The following is a 21,610-nucleotide window of genomic DNA, read 5'->3' on the forward strand; positions in this document are numbered from 1 at the left end:
ACCGCGGCGCCGGCCCGCGGGCCGGCGCCGCGGCTGTCAGCTCTTCGCGGCCAGGACCAGGGGGAGGACCTCCTCGGCGCCTGCGTCCGTGAGCAGACCGGCGGCGACCGCCAGGGTCCAGCCCGTGTCCGTGTGGTCGTCGACCAGCAGCACCGGGCCGCCCAGTCCGCCGACCGCCGCCGCCACCGCCGGCGGCACGGCCAGGGCCCGGTACACCTGCGCCAGCCGCTGCGCGCTGTTGTGGCGGCGCGCTCCGGTGCCCGCCTCGGGCTCGGCGTAGGCGAGGGAGCCGACGGGCTCCAGCCGGCCGACCCCGCACAGCCGCTCGGCGAGGTCGGCGATCAGCCGCGGGCGGGTGAGCGACGGCAGCGCCACCACGCCGACGGGCCGGCGCTCCCACGGCCAGGCGGCGAGCACGTCGACGACGCCCGTGAACACGTGGTCGCCCACCGGCTCGTCGGGGGTCTCGGGGTTCAGCAGCCGCCGCAGCTCGGTGCCCCAGCCGATGTCGGTGAGCCGCGCCAGCGCGCGCCCCTCGGCGGGTCGCCGCTCGGCGCGGATCTTGCCGGACAGGTCGACCCCGAGCGCGGCCATTCCGGTGGGCCACTGCTTGCGCGGCGCCACCGCCACGCCGGGGCGGTCGAGGTGGCGCGCGGCGGCCTCGCGGTCCTCGGCGGCGACCGACGCGGCGAACGGGGAGCCCGCGCAGTTGTCGCACCGGCCGCACGGCTCGGCGCCGGGGTCGTCGAGCTGCCGGCGCAGGAACTCCATGCGGCAGGTGTCGGTGCCGATGTAGTCGAGCATCGCCTGCTGCTCGCGGCGGCGCGCCGCCGCGACCGCGGCGTAGCGCTCGGAGTCGTACTCCCACGGCCGGCCCGTGGCGGTCCAGCCGCCGCGCACCCGATGCACCGCGCCGTCGACGTCGAGGACCTTGAGCATCTGCTCCAGTCGGCTGCGCCCCAGGTCGACCCGGGTCTCCAGGCGCGGCAGCGACATCGGCTCGCCCGCCTCGGCCAGGACGTCCAGGGCCTGGCGCACGGTCTCCTCGGCGGGAAACGCCATCGAGGCGAAGTAGGACCAGATCTCGCGGTCCTCGCGGCCGGGCAGCAGCACCGCCTCGGCGCGCTCCAGGCCGCGGCCGGCGCGGCCGACCTGCTGGTAGTAGGAGATCGGCGACTGCGGCGCGCCCAGGTGCACCACGAAGCCGAGGTCGGGCTTGTCGAAGCCCATGCCCAGCGCGCTGGTGGCCACCAGCGCCTTGGTGCGGTTGGCCAGCAGGTCGTCCTCGGCGCGGCGGCGCTCCTCGGGGTCGGTCTGGCCGGTGTAGGCCCGCACGTCGTAGCCGCGTTCGGCCAGGAAGGCGGCGGTGTCCTCGGCAGCGGCGACGGTGAGGGCGTAGACGATGCCCGAACCCGGAAGCTCGTCCAGGTGGCGGGCCAGCCAGCTCCACCGGGCGGGGGTGTCGGGCAGGTCGACCGCCGACAGGCGCAGGCTCGGCCGGTCCAGCCCGCCGCGCAGCACCAGGGTGGCGGCGCCGTCGCCGGTCTCCAGCTGCTCGGCGACGTCGCGGGTGACGCGGCCGTTGGCGGTGGCGGTGGTGGCCAGCACGGGCGTCTGCGGCGGCAGCCCGCTCAGCAGGGTGCGGATGCGCCGGTAGTCGGGCCGGAAGTCGTGGCCCCAGTCGGAGATGCAGTGGGCCTCGTCGACGACGAGCAGGCCCGCCCCCGCCGCCAGGCGGGGCAGCGCGCGGTCGCGGAAGTCGGGGTTGTTCAGCCGCTCGGGGCTGACTAGCAGCACGTCGACCGCGCCCGCGGTGATCTCGGCGTAGATCGCCTCCCAGTCGTCCAGGTTGGCGCTGTTGATGGTCCGGGCGCGGATGCCGGCGCGCTCGGCCGCGGCGATCTGGTTGCGCATCAGCGCCAGCAGCGGGGAGACGATGACCGTGGGGCCCGCGCCGGCGGCGCGCAGCAGCGCGGTGGCGACGAAGTACACCGCCGACTTGCCCCAGCCGGTGCGCTGCACGACCAGGGCGCGGTGGCGCTCGGCCACCAGGGCGCGTATGGCGCTCCACTGGTCCTCGCGCAGCCGCGCGGACTCGCCGGCGAGTGCACGCAGGCGCTCCTCTGCGGCATCGCGCAGCGCGGCGTCGGCGGCGGGGTCGGCGACCGCCGCGGCGGGGTCGGCGGGAAGCGCGGACGCGGGTTCCGCCCCGAAGGGCGCAGGGGTCACCATGGCACCCTTGCTACCAGAGCCCGATGTCCGAACGCGGCGGCCGTGCACAGGCGCCCGGTCCGGGACCGCCCACGCGGCCGGTCACGTGCCGCCGCCGTCGCCCCTTTCACGCGACCGCTCGACCGCGTCGGCCAGCTCGTCGGTGACGAGGTGCCCGGTGCTGATCTCGCCGCGGCTGTAGGCCACGCGGCCCAGCGTCTGCGCCAGCACCGGGACCGTGAGGAACTGGAACAGCGCCGCCAGCCCCAGCCAGGCGGCCCCCCGGACGTCGTCCAGCTGGAACGCCGCGCCCGCCAGGATCAGCACGAGGGCGACGGTGTCGGGCTTGGTGGCGGCGTGCACCCGCCCCAGCAGCGTGGGGAAGCGCACCAGGCCCAGGGTCCCGACGAACGCGAAGGCCGCACCCAGCGGCAGCAGCACCGCGGTGGCGATGTCAGCCCCGGTCATGGGCCCTCCTCTCGGCGAAGCGGGCCGCGGTCAGGGAGCCGACGAAGCCCAGCAGCGCGAAGGTGATCACCACGCCGATGTAGGCGGTGTCGCCGCGCAGCGCCACCTCGACCGCGATGAAGCTGACCAGCAGCACCGATGTGGTGTTCAGGCACACGATCCGGTCCATCACCGAAGGCCCCCGCACCAGCCGGTACATGGTCAGCAGCACCCCCGCCCCCAGCAGCGCGAAGGTCGCCGTGTAGGCGTAGTCCAGGATGTTCATGCCTCCCCCTCGGCGGAGTCGGCGGCTTCGGCCTCCAGCATGAGCCGCTCCTCCCGCTCGAACTCCTCGATGTCGGACGAGGTGCCGAACGCGCGCACGAACAGCTCCTCGGTCCGGCGGACCTGCCGGCGCAGGTTGCGCACCGACCGCTCCGAGTGGATCGGGGTGCCGTGCACGTACAGCACGCCCTCCTCGCGGTTGAGCTCGATCACCAGGCTGCCCGTGATCAGCGACAACCCGGCGGCGGTCAGCGCCAGAAGCAGGTCGGAGTCGGTGCGCATCGGCACCTCGACGATCGCGCCGCGCATGCGCCTCGGCCGCCACAGCACGTGGACGGCGACGCGCACGCTCGACGTCAGCAGCTCGACGGCGATGTGCCAGACCAGCAGCAGCGTATGCAGGGGCCGGAAGGTCAGCCGAACGGGCAGGTGCGGCAGCCGCGCCGCCGCGTAGCACCCCGACGCCACACACGCGCCCGCCACCACCGTTCCCAGACTCGCGTCGCCCCACAGGATCACCCACATGACGGTCAGCCACACGACGGTGGCCATCCGCCCCGCCAGCCGCTGGGGAAGGCTGAGCGCCGCCGCGCCCGCCGGCGTCCGTCCGCTCACCGCGCCCCCTCCCCCAGCACCGCCTCGATGTAGGCGGCTCCGTTCATCAGGTCGTGGGCGGCGACGAATGCCAGCTCCGACAGCGGGCCGGCCGCGGCGGCCACGAGCAGCCCGAAGGCCACCATCACGCCGGTCGCCGCCGCCATGATCCGCAGTCCGCCCACGTGGGCGCCGCTCTTGAGGCGCACACGGGCCTCGATCATGTCGGGCATCGGAGTGCCCCAGAAGCCGCGCACCCAGACGCGGAAGATCGCCACGATCGTCAGCAGGCTGGTGACGACCCCCGCGGCTATCGCGGTGTAGACGAGCCAGCCCCCGGCGCCGACCCCGGCCTGGAACAGGGCGACCTTGGCCATGAAGCCGGACATCGGCGGCAGCCCGGCCAGGCTCATGGCGGGCAGGAAGAAGAACACCGACAGCATCGGCGAGACCGTGGTCACCCCGCGCATCGACCGCAGCGAGCTGTGCCCGGCGAACTGCCGGATCAGGCCGTTGACCAGGAACAGGTTGGCCTGGACCACGATGTGGTGCACCAGGTAGATGACCACGCCCGCCATTCCGGCCACCGAGTTCAGGCCGAGCCCGAAGATCATGAACCCGATGTGGCTGACCAGCGCGAAGGACAGCAGCCGGTTGATGTCGTCCTGCACCAGCGCGCCGAGAATGCCCACGACCATGGTCGCGATCGCGATGCACAGCAGCACCGCGGCGATGTCGTCGCGGCCGAAGAGGAGGGTCTGGCTGCGGATGATCGCATAGACCGCGACCTTGGTCAGCAGGGCGGCGAAGATCGCCGAAATGCGGGTGATGGCCACCGGGTAGCTGTCCGGCAGCCAGAAGTGCATCGGCACAAGCGCGGCCTTGATGCCGAACACCACCAGGAACAGCAGTGCCAGGACCATGCGCAGCTCGGCGGGGGCGCCGCCCAGCTTCACGGCGGCGTCGGCGAGGTTGACCGTGCCCGTCAGCCCGTAGACCAGGGCGATACCGGTCAGGAACAGGATCGAGGAGGTCAGGCTGACCACGGTGTAGATCATGCTGGCGCGCACCCGCGCCCGGGTGGGTGCCTGGGTGATCAGCGCGTAGCTGGCCGTCAGCATGATCTCGAAGCCGACGAAGAGGTTGAACAGGTCGCCCGCCAGGAAGCTCAGGCACACCCCGGCGGTCAGCACCAGGTAGATGGGGTGGAACACCTGCGGCATGGCGCGGCTCAACCCGGCGATGTCCTGGCCGATGGCGTAGAACTGCACCACCAGCAGCACCACCGCCGACACCGCCAGGAGCAGGGCCGCGAGCGGATCGGCGACGAGGGTGATGCCCAGCGGCGCCTTCCAGCCGCCGGCCTGGCTGGTCAGGACCGCGCCGTCGGCGGTGGCGCGCAGCAGCAGCGCCGTGGCCGCGGCGACCGAGGCCAGCGCGGCCACGGCCACCCCCTGCTGGAGGCGCGGGGCGCGCCGCAGCAGCAGGGAGGCGGCGGCGCCCAGCAGCGGGACCACCACGGGCACGGCCAGCAGCACGTTCACGAGGAGTCCTCCGGTTCCGAGAGCCGCCCGATGCGGCGGTCCTCGAGGTCGGCGGGCACCTCGTCGTTGTCGTCGCCCAGCCACACCCGGTAGGCCAGCGCCAGCAGGAAGGTGGTCACCCCGAAAGTGATCACGATGGCGGTCAGCGCCATGGCCTGGGGCATCGGGTCGGAGATGGGCCCCTCTTTGCCGGTCAGCAGCGGGGGCAGGGTGATCGCGCGGTCCGTGAGCATCAGCGAGAGGTTGGCCGCGTGGCCGAGGACGACGATGCCGAAGACCACGCGCATCAGGGAGCGCTGGAGCAGCAGGTAGAAGCCGCTGGAGTAGAGGACGGCGACGGCCGCGATGAGGATGAAACCGGGTGCGCTCATCGGTGGCCTCCCTCCGGACCCGCGCCTTCGCGGCTGCGGGCCTCCTCTTCTTCGGCCTCCATGCGCGCGCCCAGCGTAGCGACGACGGAGAGGACCAGACCGACGACGATGAGGAACACCCCCGATTCGAATAGCAGGTAGCTGGCGAACTTGACCTTGCCGAAGACCGGCAGGTGTGCGGTGAAGCTGTGGACCTCCAGGACCGGGTGCCCCAGCAGCAGCGGCGCGGCGGCGGTGCCGCAGGCCAGCAGCAGCCCGAGGGCGAGCAGGCTGTTGGGGAGCATCGGCATGCCCGCCCGCAGTTCGTGGCGACCGCCCGCGATGTAGCGCAGCACGTAGGCCATGCTGGCCACCAGCCCGCCGGCGAATCCGCCGCCCGGCCGGTCGTGCCCGGAGACCAGCAGGAACACGGCGAAGGTGAGGATAGCGGGGGTCAGCAGCCGCGCGGAGACCTCCAGCATCACCGAGCGCGGGCCGAACGCGGGCCGAACTCCGGTGCTCAGCCAGCGCTCCCGGGGCGCCTCCCAGTCCTCGGGCGGTGCGCCGCTGCGGTCCGAGCGCCCCCACTCGCCGTCGGCGCGCCCGGGGCTGGGTTCGGGGCGGACCGGTTCATGCTCGGTCATCGTCGCTCCCCTCGTCGTCGGCCGCGGTGCCGGCGTCCGCGGACTCGTCGGCGCCCGCGGCCCTGCCGGCCTCCCCTTCGCGGGCGGGACCGCGCTCGGCGGTCTCGGCCCCGGCGCCTTCGGCGCCCGCGGTGCGGCGCCGCAGCGCGAGCGCGCCCGTGTCGGCGGGCCCGGGTCCGGCCGCGCCCTCCGCGCCCTCCGGGCTCTCGCCCTCGTTCTCGGCCGCGGGTTCGTCGACGATCCGGTCGCGCCGGTTCAACAGCACCAGCGACGCCACCGCGACCGCCGCCGTGGCCAGCACCACGATCTCGCCGAGGGTGTCCAGCGCACGGAAGTCGGCGAGGATCACGTTGACCAGGTTCGTGCCGCCGGCCTTCTTCGCCAGGTCGGCGTATTCGGTGGAGACCGGGTCGGCCGTGCGCGCGGCGGTCATCAGCCACAGCGATATCGCGATGAAGGTGCCCGCCGCCGAGCACAGCAGCACGGTCAGCCGCTTGCCCCAGCCCCCCGGCCGCACGCTGAAGGTGGCGGGCAGCCGCCGCAGCACGAATACGAGAATGATCGTGGTGAGTGTCTCGACCAGCACGAGGGTCAGTGCGAGGTCGGGCGCGCCGTGCAGCACGAACAGCCCGGCGATGCCGAACCCCAGCACGCTGAGCAGGATCAGCGCCGGGAAGCGCCGGTGCTCGCGCACGGTGGCCACGGAGGTGATGACGATGACCACCGTCACCAGCAGCTCCAGCGGGCTGTCCCAGATCCGCAGGCCCTCTTCTGTGCCGGGGATGGCGATCTCGCCGGTGACCAGCCCCGCCGCCAGCCGGGCGCCGGGCAGCACCAGCAGCACGGCCAGGATGATGCCCAGGTACACCGGCAGCGAGCCGCTCTGGGTGCGCCGGGTCACGCTCAGCGCGACGCTGTAGATGCCGTGGATGAACAGGTGGTAGCCGTACTCGGCGTCGGGCCAGCGCGGCATGGCGTTCTGGATCCGGCCCACTGTCCGGCGCTTGGCGAACAGCAGCACGCCGATGGCCACCACGGCGGCGGTCAGCAGCAGCGGCGGTGTCACCCCGTGCCACAGCGCCAGGTGGTAGGGCTTCTCACCGGTCGGCAGCGCGTGGGCGTAGCCCTGCGCGAGGGCGTCGGCGACCGCGGGGACCGCGCCCAGCGCGAGGCTGAGGGCCGCCAGTCCAACGGGGGCGGCGACGAAGGCCGCGGAGGGGGCGTCGAAGGCCCGCTCGGAGACGGTGGGCCTGTCGCCGAAGGCGCCCCAGAGGAACCGGGCGCTGTAGGCGAAAGTGAGGACCGAGGCCGCCACGAGTCCGGCCAGCTCGACCGCCGAAGCCGGCGCCGGCAGGCCCGGCGCCGCTCCGGGCACGAACGCCTCCAGGGCGGCCTCCTTGGCAGCGAAGCCGATCAGGGGCGGCAGCCCGGCCATCGACGCCGCGGACAGGCACGCGGCGGCGGCGAGCACCGGCATGCGCCGGCCCAGCCCGGTGAGGCGGCTGATGCTGCGGGTCCCGGTCTGGTGGTCGATGATCCCGACGGTGAGGAACAGCCCCGACTTGAACAGGCCGTGGGCGAGCAGGGCACCGATCATGGCGGTCCCCGCCACCTGGGTGCCCGCGCCCCCGAGCAGGGTGAGGAAACCGAGCTGGCTGACGGTGCCGTAGGCCAGGAGCAGCTTCAGGTCGTCCTGGCGCAGTGCCCGCCATCCGCCCACGATCATGGTGGCCAGTCCGACGCCGAGCACCAGGACCTGCCAGACGCCGGCCTCGGCGAACCCGGGCGCCAGGCGGGCGACCAGGTACACGCCGCCCTTGACCATCGCCGCCGCGTGCAGGTAGGCGCTGACGGGGGTGGGCGCGATCATCGCGCCCGGCAGCCAGAAGTGCATCGGCACCTGGGCGGACTTGGCGAAGGCGCCCACCAGGATCAGCACCAGCGCTGCGGTGAGCCACGGCCCGCCCTCGGGCGGGTCGGCCACCAGGGACGAGATGCTGTAGTCGCCCGCCGCCCAGCCCAGCATGACGAACCCGATGAGCATCAGCAGCCCGGTGCCCGCGGTGGTGACCAGCGCCTGGGTGGCCGCGCGCCGCGCCTGCTCCTTGCGGTCGTCGTGCCCCACCAGCAGGAAGGACGTGACGGAGGTCAGCTCCCAGAAGACGTAGAGCGCGAACAGGTTGTCGGTGGTGACCAGGCCCAGCATCGAGCCCGCGAACAGCACCATCACCGCGGCGAGCCGGCCCAGGCCGCGCTCGTCCGCGTGGAAGTAGGCGGCGCAGTAGCCGAAGATGATCGCGCCGACCCCGCTCACGAGCAGGGTCATGGCCAGCGCGAGGGCGTCGACGCGGAACGCGAAGGCGATGCCGAGGGCGGGCGCCCACGCGACCGTCGCGTGCACCGGTGTGCCGTCGAGGATCGCGGGCGTGTGGGCGAGCGCCCATACCGCCGCGGCGGCGGGCGGCAGTCCGGCGAGCAAAAAGATCCGGGCGCCCAGTCGGCCGGCGAGGGGCGGCAGCAGCACCGCCGCGGCGGCGTGCAGCGCGAGGATGGCGGGCAGCAGCATTGGCACGTCGTTCATCGTCGGTCGGTGCGGCGGCCGGCCGCCGGAGGGCGGCCGGGCGGTGCCGGCGGGGCGTGCGGGCCGGGTGGGCCGGGCGGGGCCGCGGGAGCCGTGGGGCTAACCGGACTCATGGTGATCTGGCGGGCGCTGAGCGCTCCCGTGCGGTGGAGGTGCCCTTTTGAGGCTAGCCCCGGAATCAGTCTCCGCCTTGACTGCCCGGGGAACGGGTGTACCATTCGCCGCCTCCCATCGCCCTCCCCTGCTGCGCACGATGCGTAGCGCGGGGCCGCCACCTGCGCCTACGTGCGCCGTGGCACGTCGGTCCCCGCGCTTCTTCCTCCGGGAGGCGTGGCTCTTCTCACGCGCGGGGGACCCGCGGACCCGCCCTCCCAACCCTCCCTGTCACCCACCGTGAGCATCGTCGCGACCGCGGTGCGACCGAAACCCCAGAGGCAACCCCAATTACCGCTATTTTAACGGAATCCTAACGCAGCGCGACGGGCCCGGGCGGGGCTCCTGGTTCGCGATGGTCGGCGCAGCGGGCCAGAATTGCCGACATGGCCCGTACAACCTCTCCACCACCTCCCGAGGATCTCGCTGAGAAGATCATCGACATCGACGTCTCCGAGGAAATGCGCGGAAGCTTCCTCGAGTACGCCTACTCGGTGATCTACCAGCGCGCGCTGCCGGATGCCCGCGACGGGATGAAGCCGGTGCAGCGGCGCATCCTCTACCAGATGAACGAGATGGGCCTGCGCCCCGACCGTGCGCACGTCAAGTGCGCGCGCGTGGTCGGCGAGGTGATGGGCAAGCTGCACCCGCACGGCGACTCCGCCATCTACGACGCCATGGTGCGGATGAGCCAGCCCTTCGCGATGCGGGTGCCGCTCGTGGACGGGCACGGCAACTTCGGCTCGCTGGGCGGCGACGACGCGCCGGCCGCGATGCGCTACACCGAGGCCCGCCTGGGCCGCGCGGCCCAGCTCATGGTGACGTCGCTCGACGAGAACGTCGTCGACTTCCAGCCCAACTACGACGGCCAGGAGAGCGAGCCCGACGTCCTGCCCGCCGCCTTCCCCAACCTGCTGGTCAACGGGGCCTCGGGGATCGCCGTCGGCATGGCCACCAACATGGTGCCGCACAACCTGGGCGAGGTCATCGCGGCAGCGCGCCACCTGATCTCCCATCCGGACGCCTCGCTTGAGGACCTGATGGAGTTCGTGCCGGGCCCCGACCTGCCCACCGGCGGCACCGTCGTCGGGCTCGACGGCATCCGCGACGCCTACCGCACCGGCCGCGGCACGTTCCGCACCCGCGCGACCGTCAGCGTCGAGCGGGTCTCGCCGCGCCGCACCGGCCTGGTGATCACCGAGCTGCCCTACAGCGTGGGCCCGGAGAAGGTCGTCAGCCGCATCAAGGAGCTGGTGCAGAACAAGAAGCTGCAGGGCATCAGCGACCTCAAGGACCTCACCGACCGCAACCAGGGCCTGCGGCTGGTCATCGAGCTGAAGAACGGCTTCAACCCCGAGGCGGTGCTGGAGGAGCTCTACCGGCTGACGCCGATGGAGGAGAGCTTCGGCATCAACAACGTCGCCCTGGTCGACGGCCAGCCGCGCACGCTGGGGCTGCGCGACCTGCTCCAGGTCTTCGTCGACCACCGCCTCGACGTCGTCCGGCGCCGCTGCGAGCACCGCCGCGCCAAGCGCGAGGAGCGGCTGCACCTGGTCGCGGGCCTGCTGGTCGCGCTGCTCAACATCGACGAGGTCATCGCGCTCATCCGCGACTCCGAGGACACCGCGCAGGCGCGCCAGCGGCTGATGACCACCTTCGAGCTGTCCGAGACCCAGGCGCGCTACATCCTCGACACGCCGCTGCGCCGCCTGACCAAGTACGACCGGCTGGAGCTGGAGACCGAGCGCGACCAGCTCAGCAAGGACATCGAAGAACTGACCGCGATCCTGGACTCCGACTCCAAGCTGCGCCGCCTGGTCTCCAAGGAGCTGGGCGAGGTCGCCAAGGACTACGCCACCGACCGGCGCACGGTGCTGCAGGAGAGCACCGGCGAGACCCGCAGCGCCTCCATTCCCCTGGAGATGGCCGACCAGCCCTGCCACGTGCTGCTCAGCGCCACCGGTCTGCTCGGCCGCAGCGCCGGGCCGCGCGTGCCGCCGATGCACGAGGGGCTGCGCGCCAAGCACGACGCGATCGCGGCGTCGGTGCCCACCACGTCCCGCGCCGACGTCGGGCTGATCACCGACCAGGGCCGGGCCATCAGGGTGCCGGTGGTGGAGCTGCCCGAGCTTCCCGACGACGCGGCCGAGTCGCCGCCGCAGTCCCACGGGCTGCCCGTCGCGGAGTTCGTCTCGCTGGAGGAGGACGAGCGCGTGGTCTCGGTCGCCGCCCTGGACGACGACGGCCCCGGCATCGCCGTCGGCACCGAGCAGGGCGTGGTCAAGCGGGTGACATCGGAGTCACCGCCCAACAAGGACGACTTCGAGATCATCAACCTGCGCGAGGGGGACCGGGTCATCGGCGCCTCCCAACTGGCCACCGGCGAGGAGGACCTCGTCTTCATCACCAGCGAGGCGCAGCTGCTGCGCTTCTCCGCCGACACCGTCCGCCCGCAGGGCCGACCCGCCGGAGGGGTGGCCGGTGTCCGGCTGCCCGAGGGGGCTCGGGCACTATGGTTCGGTGCGGTCGTGCTGCCCGAGGACTCCGTGGTGCTCACCGTCGCCGGCAGCTCCGACGAGCTGCCGGGCACCGGCGGGGGCGCGGCCAAGGTCACCCCGTTCGAGACCTTCCCCACCAAGGGGCGGGCCACCGGCGGGGTGCGCTGCCAGCGGTTCCTCAAGGGCGAGGACCGGCTGGTGCTGGCCTGGATCGGGCGGGCTCCGGCCCGCGCGAGCAAGGCCGACGGCGGCCCGGTCCGGCTGCCCGACCTCGACGAGCGCCGCGACGGCTCCGGCGAGCCGCTGCCGCGCGCCATCGCCGTGGTCGGCACCGGCCGCACCGACACCGGGCTCGCCGGCTCCGCAGGCAGCGGCTGACCGCTGCCTCCGGCGCACCGCCGCACCGGGGCGACCGCCCTACGACGTCCGCAGCGCGGCCTCGGGGACGGAGCGCATACATGCGCACCGCTTCTCGCGGCCGCGTCCGCCGCCGCGCCCGTGCGGGCGGTGCGTGCACGCATCGCCCGCACGGGCCCATCCGAACGGGGAGCAACTCGTGAACAGCGCCTTCGACGACCTCTTCGCCGCCAACGACGCCTACGCCGCCGACTTCCGCCTGAGCGGCCTGGCCCCGGTCGCGGCGCGCGGCCTGGCCGTGGTGACCTGCATGGACTCGCGGATCGAGCCGCTTCAGGCGCTGGGTCTGCAGCCCGGCGACGCCAAGATCCTGCGCAACGCCGGCGCCCGGGTCACCGACGACACGCTGCGCACGCTGGTGCTCGCCGTCTATCTGCTGGAGGTCGACCGGGTCCTGGTCATGCCGCACACCCGGTGCAAGATGGCGTCGGTCTCCGGCGACGACGAGGTGCACGAGGCGATCGAGGGCCGGTTCGGGGTCGACACGCGCAGCCTGGAGTTCCACACCGACAACGACCAGGTCGGCGCGCTCCGCCATGACCTGGAGCGCATCCGCCACCACCCGCTGCTGCCGCGCGCCCTTCCGGTGGCCGGGGCGGTCTACGACGTCGACACCGGGCGGGTCGAGCCGCAGGACGCGTAGGTCCGGCCGTGCGGACGCGGTACGGGGCCGAGGTGTGAAGGGCGCCGTCCACGGGAATTCAAGGGAGTCTGAGGGAATAGGTCATTCCGCTTCGGGGTTGTGCGGACCGACGAAGGGAGTGCCAGGTGAAGGAGACGACCTACGAGACGTTCAGCCGCGGCAGACTGTACTTCGACCTGGGCGACTACATCGAGGCCGCCCGCATCCTGAAGCCCATCGCCGACGACGAGCCGGGCAGCCGCTCCATCCTGGAGCTGCTGGGCCGCTCCTACTTCCACTCCGCCCAGCTCGCCAAGGCCGAGGAGACCTTCCGGCGCATCATCGAGCTCGACCCCTGCGACAGCTGGGCCCACATCGCTCTGGCGCGCTCCCTGGAGCGCCAGAGCCGCGACGACGAGGCCGCCCCCTACCGGCGGATGCACGCCGCCATGTCGGGCGGCTCGCTGGACTGACCGGACGCCGCGCACCCGCCCGCGGGCGGCGCCATCCGCATCGAGGGGCTCTCCGTGCAGGCGGAGAGCCCCTCGGCGCGCTCCGCCGGGGCCGGGCGATATGGTCGGGCCATGTCCCCACCCGCCGACGGCCCGGACGACCCCTGCGTGGAGCGCTCGTCCAGGCGCTCCCGTGCCTGGGTGGACGAGGCGGTGCGCAAGGTGGTCGCCGACGCCAACCGCTCCGCCGACACGCACCTGCACGTGTTCCCGCTTCCGCCCGAGTGGGGCATCGACCTCTACCTCAAGGACGAGTCGGTCCACCCCACCGGCAGCCTCAAGCACCGCCTGGCGCGGTCGCTGTTCCTCTACGCCCTGGCCAGCGGCTGGATCGACGAGAACACCACGATCGTCGAGGCCAGCTCCGGCTCCACGGCCGTCTCCGAGGCCTACTTCGCCCGCCTGATCGGGCTGGACTTCGTCACGGTGATGCCGCGCTCGACCAGCCCGGAGAAGATCGCGCTGATCGAGCGCTACGGCGGCCGCTGCCACTACGTCGACGTCCCGACCGAGATGTACAGCGAGGCCGAGCGGCTGGCCGCCGAGTCCGGCGGCCACTACATGGACCAGTTCACCTACGCCGAGCGGGCCACCGACTGGCGCGGCAACAACAACATCGCCGAGTCGGTCTTCGAGCAGCTGGCCATGGAGCGCCATCCCGTGCCCGAATGGGTCGTCGTGGGCGCCGGGACCGGCGGGACCTCGGCCACCATCGGACGGTATCTGCGCTACCGCAGGCACCACACCCGCCTGGCCGTCGTCGACCCGGAGAACTCGGCGTTCTTCCCCGGCTGGGTCACCGGAGCCTCCGACTACGCCACCGGCATGCCCTCACGCATCGAGGGGATCGGCCGGCCGCGGATGGAGCCCAGCTTCGTGCCCTCGGTCATCGACCTGATGATGCCCGTGCCCGACGCCGCCGCGATCGCGGCCATGCGCCACCTCAACGCGGTCACCGGACTGAGCGCGGGCGGTTCCACCGGCACCAACATGTGGGGCGTGTGGCACCTCCTCGCGCGCATGCTGCGCGAGGGCCGCCGCGGCAGCGTCGTCACCCTGATCTGCGACGGCGGCGAGCGCTACCGGCACACCTACTACGACGACGCCTGGGTGGCCGAGGCCGGGCTGGACCCGGCGCCCTACACCGCGGCGATCGAGCGCTTCCTGTCCACCGGCGAGTGGAACCCGCCCGCGTAGCCCCGGCCGGAGGACAGGCCCGACGGCCCGCGCGCGCTGCCGGCTGCTGCCCGCGCCCGCTGCCGGCGGCGGGCCGCGGCGTGCGGCCCGCGGCGCTCGGCGCTCAGGTGTCGATGCGGCTGGTGTCGAGCTCCTGGGCGCTCTGCGAGAGGAACTCCCGGCGGGGGGCCACCTGGTTGCCCATCAGCAGGTCGAAGACCTTCGCGGCCTCCTCGGCGTGCTCGACGCGGATGCGGCGCAGCGTGCGGTGCCGGGGGTCCATCGTGGTCTCGGCGAGCTGGTCGGCGTCCATCTCGCCCAGGCCCTTGTAGCGCTGGACCGGCTCCTTCCAGGTGAGCCCCTTCTTCTCCAGCTCCAGCAGCCGCCGCTGCAGCTCGGCGTCGGTGTAGGTGTAGATGTAGCGGTCCTCCGGCTTGGCGCCGCGCTTCTTGCGCACGTTGGTGAGCTCGATGCGGTGCAGCGGCGGGACGGCGGCGTAGACGCGGCCGGCTTCGAGCATCGGGCGCATGTAGCGGTAGAACAGCGTCAGCAGCAGGCAGCGGATGTGTGCGCCGTCGACGTCGGCGTCGGCCATGAGGATGACCCGGCCGTAGCGGGCGGCGTCGATGTCGAACGTGCGCCCCGACCCGGCGCCGATGACCTGCAGGATCGCCGCACACTCGGCGTTTTTCAGCATGTCCGAGACCGAGGACTTCTGCACGTTGAGGATCTTGCCCCGGATGGGCAGCAGCGCCTGGAACTCGGAGTCGCGCGCGAGCTTGGCCGTGCCCAGCGCGGAGTCGCCCTCGACGATGAACAGCTCGCTGCGGTCCAGGCCCTCGCTGCGGCAGTCGACCAGCTTGGCCGGCAGGGCGGAGCTCTCCAGCGCGTTCTTGCGCCGCTGGGTCTCGCGCTGCTGGCGGGCGGCCAGGCGCGCCTTGGCGGCGTTGACGGCCTTGTCCAGCACGGCGCGCGCCTGCTGCTTCTCGCTGCGGCGGGTGCTGGCCAAGAACGTGCGCAGCTCCTTGCCGATGACCTGGGAGACGATGCGCGAGGCCGCCGAGGTGCCCAGGATCTCCTTGGTCTGGCCCTCGAACTGCGGTTCGGGCAGCCGCACGGTGACCACGGCGGTCAGCCCTTCGAGGACGTCCTCCTTGGTGACCGGGTCGTCCTTGTCCTTGAGCAGCTTGCTGGCGCGCAGCTGGTCGTTGACCACCCGCACCAGGGCGCGCTCGAAGCCGGTCATGTGCGTGCCGCCCTTGGGGGTGGCGATGACGTTGACGAAGGAGCGCACGGTGCTCTCGTAGCCGGTCCCCCAGCGCATCGCGACGTCGACCTCCAGATGGCGGTCGACGTCGGTGGGGGTCATGTGGCCCTGGTCGTCGAGCACCGGGACGGTCTCGGTGAAGTGCCCCGACCCCTGGATGCGCAGGACGTCGTTCACGGCCTCGTCGGGTGCCAGGTAGGTGCAGAACTCCCCGATGCCGCCGTCGAATCGGAACTCCTCCTCGTAGGTGCCCTCCTCGGGGAAGCGCTCGTCGCGCACCGCGAGGGTCAGCCCCGGGATGAGGAACGCGGTCTGGCGCGCGCGGTCCAGCAGGGACTCGCGGGTGATGTCGGCGTCCTTCAGGAAGATCTGGCGGTCGGCCCAGAACCTGATGCGTGTGCCGGTGACCTTCTTGGCGACCCGGCGCACCTCCTGCAGGCCCGATCCCGGGGTGAACGGGGCGTCGGGGCCCTCGCCCTCGAAGCGGCCCGGGATGCCTCTGCGGAAGCTCATCGCCTGCGTGTGGCCCTGCCGGTCGATCTCGACGTCCAGTCGGCCCGAGAGCGCGTTGACCACGGAGGCGCCGACGCCGTGCAGACCGCCGGAGGCGGTGTAAGAGCCGGAGCCGAACTTCCCGCCGGCGTGCAGCTTGGTCATGACCAGCTCCACGCCCGAGAGGCCCGAGCGGGGCTCGACGTCCACGGGGATGCCGCGCCCGTTGTCGCGGACCTCGACCGAGCCGTCGCCGTACAGCACGACGTCGATGCGCGTGCAGTAGCCGCCCAGCGCCTCGTCGACGGAGTTGTCGATGATCTCCCACATGCAGTGGGTCAGACCGCGGCTGTCCGTGGACCCGATGTACATGCCGGGGCGCTTGCGGACCGCCTCAAGTCCTTCCAGGACCGAAAGGTGCCGCGCGGAGTAGTCTTCGGGCTCGTCGACGGCTGCGGTTAGGGCGGTCACGTGGGACTCTCCTGCGTTGGGCGGACAGGGCCGGCGCACACGGCGCGGGGGCGTGCGCTGGATGTTGGCGGACAGGGGGCGGGTGCGTCGCCGCTAGCTTGACGCACCGGTGTGACAGGAATGCGGCGCCGTCGCGCGCACCGCGCGGTCGGCCCCGGCTCGCCGGGAGCGGCCGCAGGGCCGCGGGCGGCAGCGGGCGGACCCGCTCCGTCGCGGGGTGACCGCGTGGTCGGCGTGCGGTTCACCCGACCGCAGCGGGACGGCCGCCTGATCATCACGTGCACACCACGCGCGAGATTACCACCTCGGTTTCCGCTGACTCCGCCGCCTCACCGGCGTTCCGGCCCGCCGAGAGGGCCGCGGCCCGGCGCCGGCGGCCCGGCGCCCGCCCGCGCGGCACCCCCGACACGCGTTCGCATACCGCACATCGACGGCGGGCGCGCGGAGGTGGGCTTTACGTTTACCCCGGCCCCGGTAGGGCAAGCGACGGTCTGCCGCGAGTAGGGTGACGCCCATCACCATCGACCACCATGCGGGGACCCGCCGCCGCCGCCCGAACGGCGCGAACGTCCGGAACACACCGGTGACCGGCCCTTTCCCGGGCGCCGGAGCGGGCCGATTCCGCTGACGGCGTACAAAGGGGCTGGTTGGGAAGCTCTTGGTCCGGTTAGATGTTGTGCTGAGTGACTAGCGCCGAGTATTGAGGAAGGCGAAGTGACTGGAACCCTTGCCCCCACCCAGCCGCTGACGGCTGCAGACCGTTGCGACCGTTGTGGTGCGCAGGCGTACGTCCGAGTGGTTCTCAACTCCGGTGGCGAACTGCTGTTCTGCGCGCATCACATGCGTGAGCATGACGATTCGATCCGCAAGATCGCCGCCGAGATCCAGGACGAGACCAGCCGATTGCAGGAGTCGCCGGCCGCGTCCGCCGATGAGGAGCGTTAGGTCATCACAGGCGTGCGGCGGCGGTCCTCCTCCGGGAGGGCCGCCGCCGACCTCGTTCTCCGGACCCTCTCGCCGCCCGCAGCGCACTCCCGCTGCGGCCGCCGCTCACCGGGGCCGCCGCGCACCGCCGTCCGGCTCGGCGGGGCCCACCCGGTAGCCGTACGCGCACTCCAGGGCGAAGCCCGCCCGCTTGTAGACCCGCTGGGCCACCGCGTTGTCCTGTTCCACCAGCAGGTAGGAGCACGCGGCACCCTTGGCCGCCGCCCACTCCAGCAGCGACTCCAGCACCGCACCGGCCAGCCCGCGGCCGCGGTCGGCGGGGCGCGTGGCCATGGCGTAGACGCCGGCCCACTCCCCGTTCAGCACCGCGCACCCGCGTGCGGCACCCGAGCGATCGAGCGCGTAGCCGACGGCCGGCGCCCGCTCCAGGATGCGGTGCAGCGCCGGGACGTGCTCCGGCGAGCGCCCGGACTCCCCCCACAGCGCGCGCCACGCGTCGTCGGGCCGCGACGTGACGGTGACGTCGGCTCGGCGCGGCTGGGGCGGCCGCTCGGCCAGGTCGCGCACCATCACCTGCGCTGCGCGCTCCACGCCGTAGCCGTGCAGCGCCAGCCGGTCGTCGGTCTCGCCGTCATTCGGCCAGATCTGCACACAGGGCGCCGCCCCGCGTGCGCGGTAGAACTCCTCGACGACCCCGACCGGGGCACCGGGCTCCAGGCACACGGCCGAGTTCGCCCGCCGGGTCACCCCTTCGCTCCAGGCCAGCCGCCACCCCGAACGTATCTCGACCTCGGCGGCGGGCCAGTCCTCCGCCACCCGCCGGGCCCACCACGCCCCTGACCGCACCTGCCACCCCCTGATCACGCATTCCGGCGCTCCGCCGAGCGTCCAACCTAGGGCGTGCCGGGGCGGCAGGCCACCGCACTACCGCGTGGGGTCAGCCCATCGAACACCTCCCGGACGGCACATCCGTGCGCAAAGCGGACCGGTGTGCGCCAGACGAGCGGTGCGGCACCCCTATCCTTGTGCCGGGTCCGGTCGCGGCCGACCGCGCCGCGCAGGCCGTCTCCCGCTGTCGACGAGTTGGAAAGTTCCCGCATGCTGATCCTGCTGCCCCCGTCCGAGGGGAAGGCCGTGCACGGAGACGGCCCGCCGGTCGACACGGGGGCGCTGGCGCTGCCCGAGACCGCCGAGCACCGCGACGAGGTGCTGGCCCGGCTGCAGGAGCTGTGCCGCGGCCCCGAGGAGGCGGCCCGGGAGGCGCTCGGGCTCTCGGCGGCCCAGGGCGAGGCCGTGCGGCGCAACCGGGAGCTGGTCCGGGCGCCGACTCTGCGCGCCGCCGACCTCTACACCGGCGTACTCTTCGACCGGCTGGCCCTGCCGGACCTGCTGGCGTCGGCGGCCGCCGACCGCGCCGCCGAGTCGGTACTGGTCTTCTCCGCCCTGTGGGGCGTACTGGCCCCCGGCGACCGCGTGCCGCCCTATCGGCTGTCGATGGGCTCGCGGCTGCCCGGCGTCGGCCCGCTGGGCGCGTTCTGGCGCGCCCGGCTGAGCGACCTGCTGGACAAGCGGGCCGACGGGAGCGCGGTCGTGGACTGCCGGTCCTCGACCTACGCCGCCGCGTGGCGGCCCGGCGGCGCAACCGCCGGGCGCACGGTGTCAGTGCGGGTGCTGCGCGAGACCGGCAGCGGCGCGTCGGCCACGCGCAGCGTCGTCAGCCACATGGCCAAGGCCGCACGCGGCGCGGTCGCGCACAGCCTGCTGGCCGAGGACGTCCGCGCGCACACCCCGGCCGAGGTCGCCGAGGCTCTGAACGACATCGGCTACACCGCGGAGCTGCACGTCCCCGATCGCGGCGGCCGCCCCTGGCGGCTGGACGTGATCGAGCGGGCCTGAGGCCTGAGCCGCAAGCACCGTCCGCGGTACTGCGCCGACGGCCTCCGGGAGGACGGGATACCGGCATCGACCTGCGCAGGCAGAGGTCTACACCACCTGGTAACAAACAGGTCTCGACGCTTTATCTCGGCCATACACGGCACTCGGCATGATTGCCGGTGTCGGATGAGGAAGCAGTGCGTGAGCGGGCGCACGGCCACGGCGGCCCCCGAGTAGTCGCCACGGTATACGGGGGCGGGCCGCACGTCGCCGCCGCGGGCGCGTTCCGGGCCGGTTCTCTTGGTCAGGGGGGCCGGCCCGGACGGCATCCCGAAGCGGCGCACCCCGGCACGCCCCTCCCCCTGACCTGCGCAAACCTCGCCGACGCCGACCGGAAGCGGTGCAGACCCGGTACCGGCGTACACCCACGGACCGCACGGAGCATGGACGACGCGACACGACGCCGACCGACGGCGCAGACGGGACCGGGCCGCACGACCCGCGGGTGCGCGGCGCGCACAGCAGCGCTGCGCGCGGGCGCACCGGTGCCGGGGCTCCGGTGGGCGTGCCCGGTCCCGCCCGTCCGCCGTAGCCGTCCCGCCGCCGGGCACAGGGGCGGCACGGGCTGCTTGGCCGGGTCAGTCCAGGTAGTCGCGCAGCACCTGGGACCGCGACGGGTGGCGCAGCTTCGACATGGTCTTACTCTCTATCTGCCGAATGCGCTCGCGCGTGACGCCGTAGACCTTCCCGATCTCGTCGAGGGTCTTGGGCTGGCCGTCGGTGAGTCCGAACCGCATCGAGACCACGCCGGCCTCGCGCTCGGAGAGCGTGTCGAGCACCGAGTGCAGCTGCTCCTGCAGCAGGGTGAAGCTGACCGCCTCGCCGGGCTGGATCGCCTCGGAGTCCTCGATGAGGTCGCCGAACTCGGAGTCGCCCTCCTCGCCCAGCGGGGTGTGCAGCGAGATCGGCTCCCGGCCGTACTTCTGGACCTCGACGACCTTCTCGGGGGTCATGTCGAGCTCCTTGGCCAGCTCCTCGGGCGTGGGCTCGCGGCCCAGGTCCTGCAGCATCTGCCGCTGCACCCGCGCCAGCTTGTTGATGACCTCGACCATGTGCACCGGGATGCGGATGGTGCGCGCCTGGTCGGCCATCGCCCGGGTGATCGCCTGGCGGATCCACCACGTGGCGTAGGTGGAGAACTTGAAACCCTTGGTGTAGTCGAACTTCTCGACAGCGCGGATCAGACCGAGGTTGCCCTCCTGGATCAGGTCCAGGAACAGCATGCCGCGGCCGGTGTAGCGCTTGGCCAGCGACACCACCAGGCGGAGGTTGGCCTCGAGCAGGTGCTTCTTGGCGCGTCCGCCGTCCTCGGCGATCCACTCCAGCTCGTCGCGGAACTCGCGGGTCAGCGAGTCGCCGTCGTCGGCCAGCTTCTCCTCGGCGAACAGGCCGGCCTCGATGCGCTTGGCGAGCTCGACCTCCTGCTCGGCGTTGAGGAGTGCGACATTCCCTATCTGCTTCAGGTAGTCCTTGACCGGGTCCGCGGTGGCTCCGGCGGCGACGACCTGCGCGGCGGGGGCGTCGTCGTCATCGTCGTAGAGGACGAAGGCCTCGTCCTCGGAGGTGTTGGCCGCGGCCTTCTCCGGGATGCCGACGGACTCGGGCTTGACCCCCGAGCCGGCGACCGGCCCCTCGGCGGGCGCGAGGCGGTCGTCGGTGTCCTCGACGAGCTCCAGCTCGACGCCGGTGTCCTCGAACTCCTCGTCCGTCGCCTCCAGCTCCAGCTCCTGGTCCTCGGCGACCTCCAGCCCGGCGTCCTCGCCCTGGTCGTCCTTCGCACCGGCCTGAGCGGCCCCGGCTGCGGGAGCGGCCGCGGCGCCGGCGCCCTCGGCGCTCTTGGTCGGGGAGTCGGTCTTGGCCTTCTTGGCCGCCGAGGTGGACTTGGCGGACTTGGCGGCGCTCTTGCGGGCCGGCTTGGCGGCCGGCTCGGCACTCGCCTCGGCTTCCCGCTCCTGGTCGGCCTCCTGGACCGGGGCCGCCGCCGCGGCGCGCTTCTTCGGCGCGGTGGCGGTGGCCGCAGGCGAGGCGGAGTCGACGACCGCCGTGACGGTGTCGGTCTGCTCTTGGGCGGCGGCGGCGCGCTTGGCGGCCTTGGGGGCGGACTCCGCGGGCTTCTTGGCGGTGTCGCGCTTGCGCCGCGACGCGGACTTGCGGCGCGACGGCGCGGACTCCTCGGCCCCCACGACCAGGGTCACGCCCTCTTTGGTCAGGCTGCGAAGGACCGCCTGGGCCTGCGACATCGGGATGTCGGCCTCTTCGAAGGCACGGCGCACGTCCTCGGGCTCAAGGTACCCCTGGGACCGCCCACGCTCGATCAACTGCTGGATGACGGGCTCGTGCAGCGAGTCCGGCTGCTTAGAGCGGGTCGAACTGGCAGGTGACACAAACACCTCTCGAACGGACGTGTGGCGAGATTGCTGGACCCGGCGGCCCTATGAGCCGCGAGGGGAGAGCCCCGCCCTCTCC

The 21,610-nt window shown here is 72.9% G+C and carries 17 protein-coding genes; 6 read left to right on the plus strand and 11 right to left on the minus strand.

All coding sequences use genetic code 11. The features are described 5' to 3' along the window. Positions 1–36 precede the first annotated feature (36 nt). The 8 genes from ABEA15_RS12400 to mbhE form a co-directional block, all read right to left on the minus strand. Positions 37–2,232: a RecQ family ATP-dependent DNA helicase gene (locus tag ABEA15_RS12400; RefSeq protein WP_344148018.1), complete on the minus strand. Its 2,196-nt coding sequence runs from the start codon at positions 2,230–2,232 to the stop codon at positions 37–39. Positions 2,233–2,313: 81 nt separating this feature from the next. After that, positions 2,314–2,679 (minus strand): monovalent cation/H(+) antiporter subunit G, encoded by a 366-nt coding sequence (mnhG, locus tag ABEA15_RS12405; RefSeq protein ID WP_345556744.1) that lies wholly within the window; start codon positions 2,677–2,679, stop codon positions 2,314–2,316. Next, a complete protein-coding gene (locus ABEA15_RS12410) occupies positions 2,666–2,944 on the minus strand; it encodes an MrpF/PhaF family protein (protein ID WP_344148011.1) in 279 nt (92 codons plus the stop codon). The genes mnhG and ABEA15_RS12410 overlap by 14 nt, the downstream gene beginning before the upstream one ends. Next, positions 2,941–3,558: a Na+/H+ antiporter subunit E gene (locus tag ABEA15_RS12415; RefSeq protein ID WP_345556745.1), complete on the minus strand. Its 618-nt coding sequence runs from the start codon at positions 3,556–3,558 to the stop codon at positions 2,941–2,943. Before ABEA15_RS12415 ends, ABEA15_RS12410 begins: the two co-directional genes overlap by 4 nt. Beyond that, complete coding sequence (locus tag ABEA15_RS12420) at positions 3,555–5,081, minus strand: Na+/H+ antiporter subunit D (protein ID WP_345556746.1); 1,527 nt, start codon at positions 5,079–5,081, stop codon at positions 3,555–3,557. The genes ABEA15_RS12415 and ABEA15_RS12420 overlap by 4 nt, the downstream gene beginning before the upstream one ends. After that, on the minus strand, positions 5,078–5,452 hold the full coding sequence (locus tag ABEA15_RS12425; RefSeq protein WP_344148003.1) for a sodium:proton antiporter: 375 nt from the start codon (positions 5,450–5,452) through the stop codon (positions 5,078–5,080). The genes ABEA15_RS12420 and ABEA15_RS12425 overlap by 4 nt, the downstream gene beginning before the upstream one ends. Continuing rightward, positions 5,449–6,075, minus strand: a complete 627-nt coding sequence (locus ABEA15_RS12430; protein ID WP_345556747.1) for an MnhB domain-containing protein — start codon at positions 6,073–6,075, stop codon at positions 5,449–5,451. Before ABEA15_RS12430 ends, ABEA15_RS12425 begins: the two co-directional genes overlap by 4 nt. Next, complete coding sequence (gene mbhE / locus ABEA15_RS12435; RefSeq protein WP_345556748.1) at positions 6,062–8,656, minus strand: hydrogen gas-evolving membrane-bound hydrogenase subunit E; 2,595 nt, start codon at positions 8,654–8,656, stop codon at positions 6,062–6,064. The genes ABEA15_RS12430 and mbhE overlap by 14 nt, the downstream gene beginning before the upstream one ends. 539 nt (positions 8,657–9,195) lie before the next feature. Here mbhE and ABEA15_RS12440 point away from each other — a divergent pair. From ABEA15_RS12440 to cds1, 4 genes are all read left to right on the plus strand, one after another. After that, positions 9,196–11,685, plus strand: coding sequence for a DNA gyrase/topoisomerase IV subunit A (locus tag ABEA15_RS12440; protein ID WP_345556749.1), 2,490 nt, complete (start codon positions 9,196–9,198; stop codon positions 11,683–11,685). 178 nt (positions 11,686–11,863) lie between these two features. Further along, positions 11,864–12,367, plus strand: coding sequence for a beta-class carbonic anhydrase (locus ABEA15_RS12445; RefSeq protein ID WP_345556750.1), 504 nt, complete (start codon positions 11,864–11,866; stop codon positions 12,365–12,367). A gap of 125 nt (positions 12,368–12,492) precedes the next feature. Beyond that, positions 12,493–12,819, plus strand: a complete 327-nt coding sequence (locus ABEA15_RS12450) for a tetratricopeptide repeat protein (protein ID WP_344147990.1) — start codon at positions 12,493–12,495, stop codon at positions 12,817–12,819. Between the two features lie 111 nt (positions 12,820–12,930). Further along, a complete protein-coding gene (gene cds1 / locus ABEA15_RS12455) occupies positions 12,931–14,055 on the plus strand; it encodes an L-cysteine desulfhydrase Cds1 (RefSeq protein ID WP_345556751.1) in 1,125 nt (374 codons plus the stop codon). 103 nt (positions 14,056–14,158) lie between these two features. On the opposite strand, the gene ABEA15_RS12460 is transcribed toward cds1, so the two are convergent. Then, positions 14,159–16,264 (minus strand): DNA gyrase/topoisomerase IV subunit B, encoded by a 2,106-nt coding sequence (locus ABEA15_RS12460; RefSeq protein ID WP_345556752.1) that lies wholly within the window; start codon positions 16,262–16,264, stop codon positions 14,159–14,161. A gap of 714 nt (positions 16,265–16,978) precedes the next feature. Between ABEA15_RS12460 and ABEA15_RS12465 the strand changes: the two genes are divergently transcribed. Beyond that, on the plus strand, positions 16,979–17,209 hold the full coding sequence (locus ABEA15_RS12465; protein WP_344147981.1) for a DUF7455 domain-containing protein: 231 nt from the start codon (positions 16,979–16,981) through the stop codon (positions 17,207–17,209). A 105-nt stretch (positions 17,210–17,314) separates the two neighbouring features. Here ABEA15_RS12465 and ABEA15_RS12470 read toward each other — a convergent pair whose 3' ends face one another. Next, positions 17,315–18,025, minus strand: a complete 711-nt coding sequence (locus ABEA15_RS12470; RefSeq protein ID WP_345556753.1) for a GNAT family N-acetyltransferase — start codon at positions 18,023–18,025, stop codon at positions 17,315–17,317. 282 nt (positions 18,026–18,307) lie between these two features. Here ABEA15_RS12470 and yaaA point away from each other — a divergent pair, with 282 nt between their 5' ends. Further along, positions 18,308–19,105 carry a peroxide stress protein YaaA gene (gene yaaA / locus ABEA15_RS12475; protein ID WP_344147975.1) on the plus strand — a complete coding sequence of 266 codons (798 nt, stop codon included), beginning with the start codon at positions 18,308–18,310 and terminating at the stop codon, positions 19,103–19,105. Positions 19,106–19,722: 617 nt separating this feature from the next. Here yaaA and ABEA15_RS12480 read toward each other — a convergent pair. Then, positions 19,723–21,417, minus strand: coding sequence for an RNA polymerase sigma factor (locus ABEA15_RS12480; protein WP_344148041.1), 1,695 nt, complete (start codon positions 21,415–21,417; stop codon positions 19,723–19,725). Between the last annotated feature and the right edge of the window lie 193 nt (positions 21,418–21,610).

The organism is Streptomonospora halophila (genome assembly GCF_039542725.1).
GTDB classification, from domain to species: Bacteria; Actinomycetota; Actinomycetes; order Streptosporangiales; family Streptosporangiaceae; genus Streptomonospora; species Streptomonospora halophila.

Coding starts and splice junctions, on each gene's coding strand:
- ABEA15_RS12400 (WP_344148018.1), bottom strand. CDS start 2,232: ATGGTGACCCCTGCGCCCTTCGGGGCGGAACCCGCGTCCGCGCTTCCC.
- mnhG (WP_345556744.1), bottom strand. CDS start 2,679: ATGACCGGGGCTGACATCGCCACCGCGGTGCTGCTGCCGCTGGGTGCG.
- ABEA15_RS12410 (WP_344148011.1), bottom strand. CDS start 2,944: ATGAACATCCTGGACTACGCCTACACGGCGACCTTCGCGCTGCTGGGG.
- ABEA15_RS12425 (WP_344148003.1), bottom strand. CDS start 5,452: ATGAGCGCACCCGGTTTCATCCTCATCGCGGCCGTCGCCGTCCTCTAC.
- ABEA15_RS12430 (WP_345556747.1), bottom strand. CDS start 6,075: ATGACCGAGCATGAACCGGTCCGCCCCGAACCCAGCCCCGGGCGCGCC.
- mbhE (WP_345556748.1), bottom strand. CDS start 8,656: ATGAACGACGTGCCAATGCTGCTGCCCGCCATCCTCGCGCTGCACGCC.
- ABEA15_RS12440 (WP_345556749.1), top strand. CDS start 9,196: ATGGCCCGTACAACCTCTCCACCACCTCCCGAGGATCTCGCTGAGAAG.
- cds1 (WP_345556751.1), top strand. CDS start 12,931: ATGTCCCCACCCGCCGACGGCCCGGACGACCCCTGCGTGGAGCGCTCG.
- yaaA (WP_344147975.1), top strand. CDS start 18,308: ATGCTGATCCTGCTGCCCCCGTCCGAGGGGAAGGCCGTGCACGGAGAC.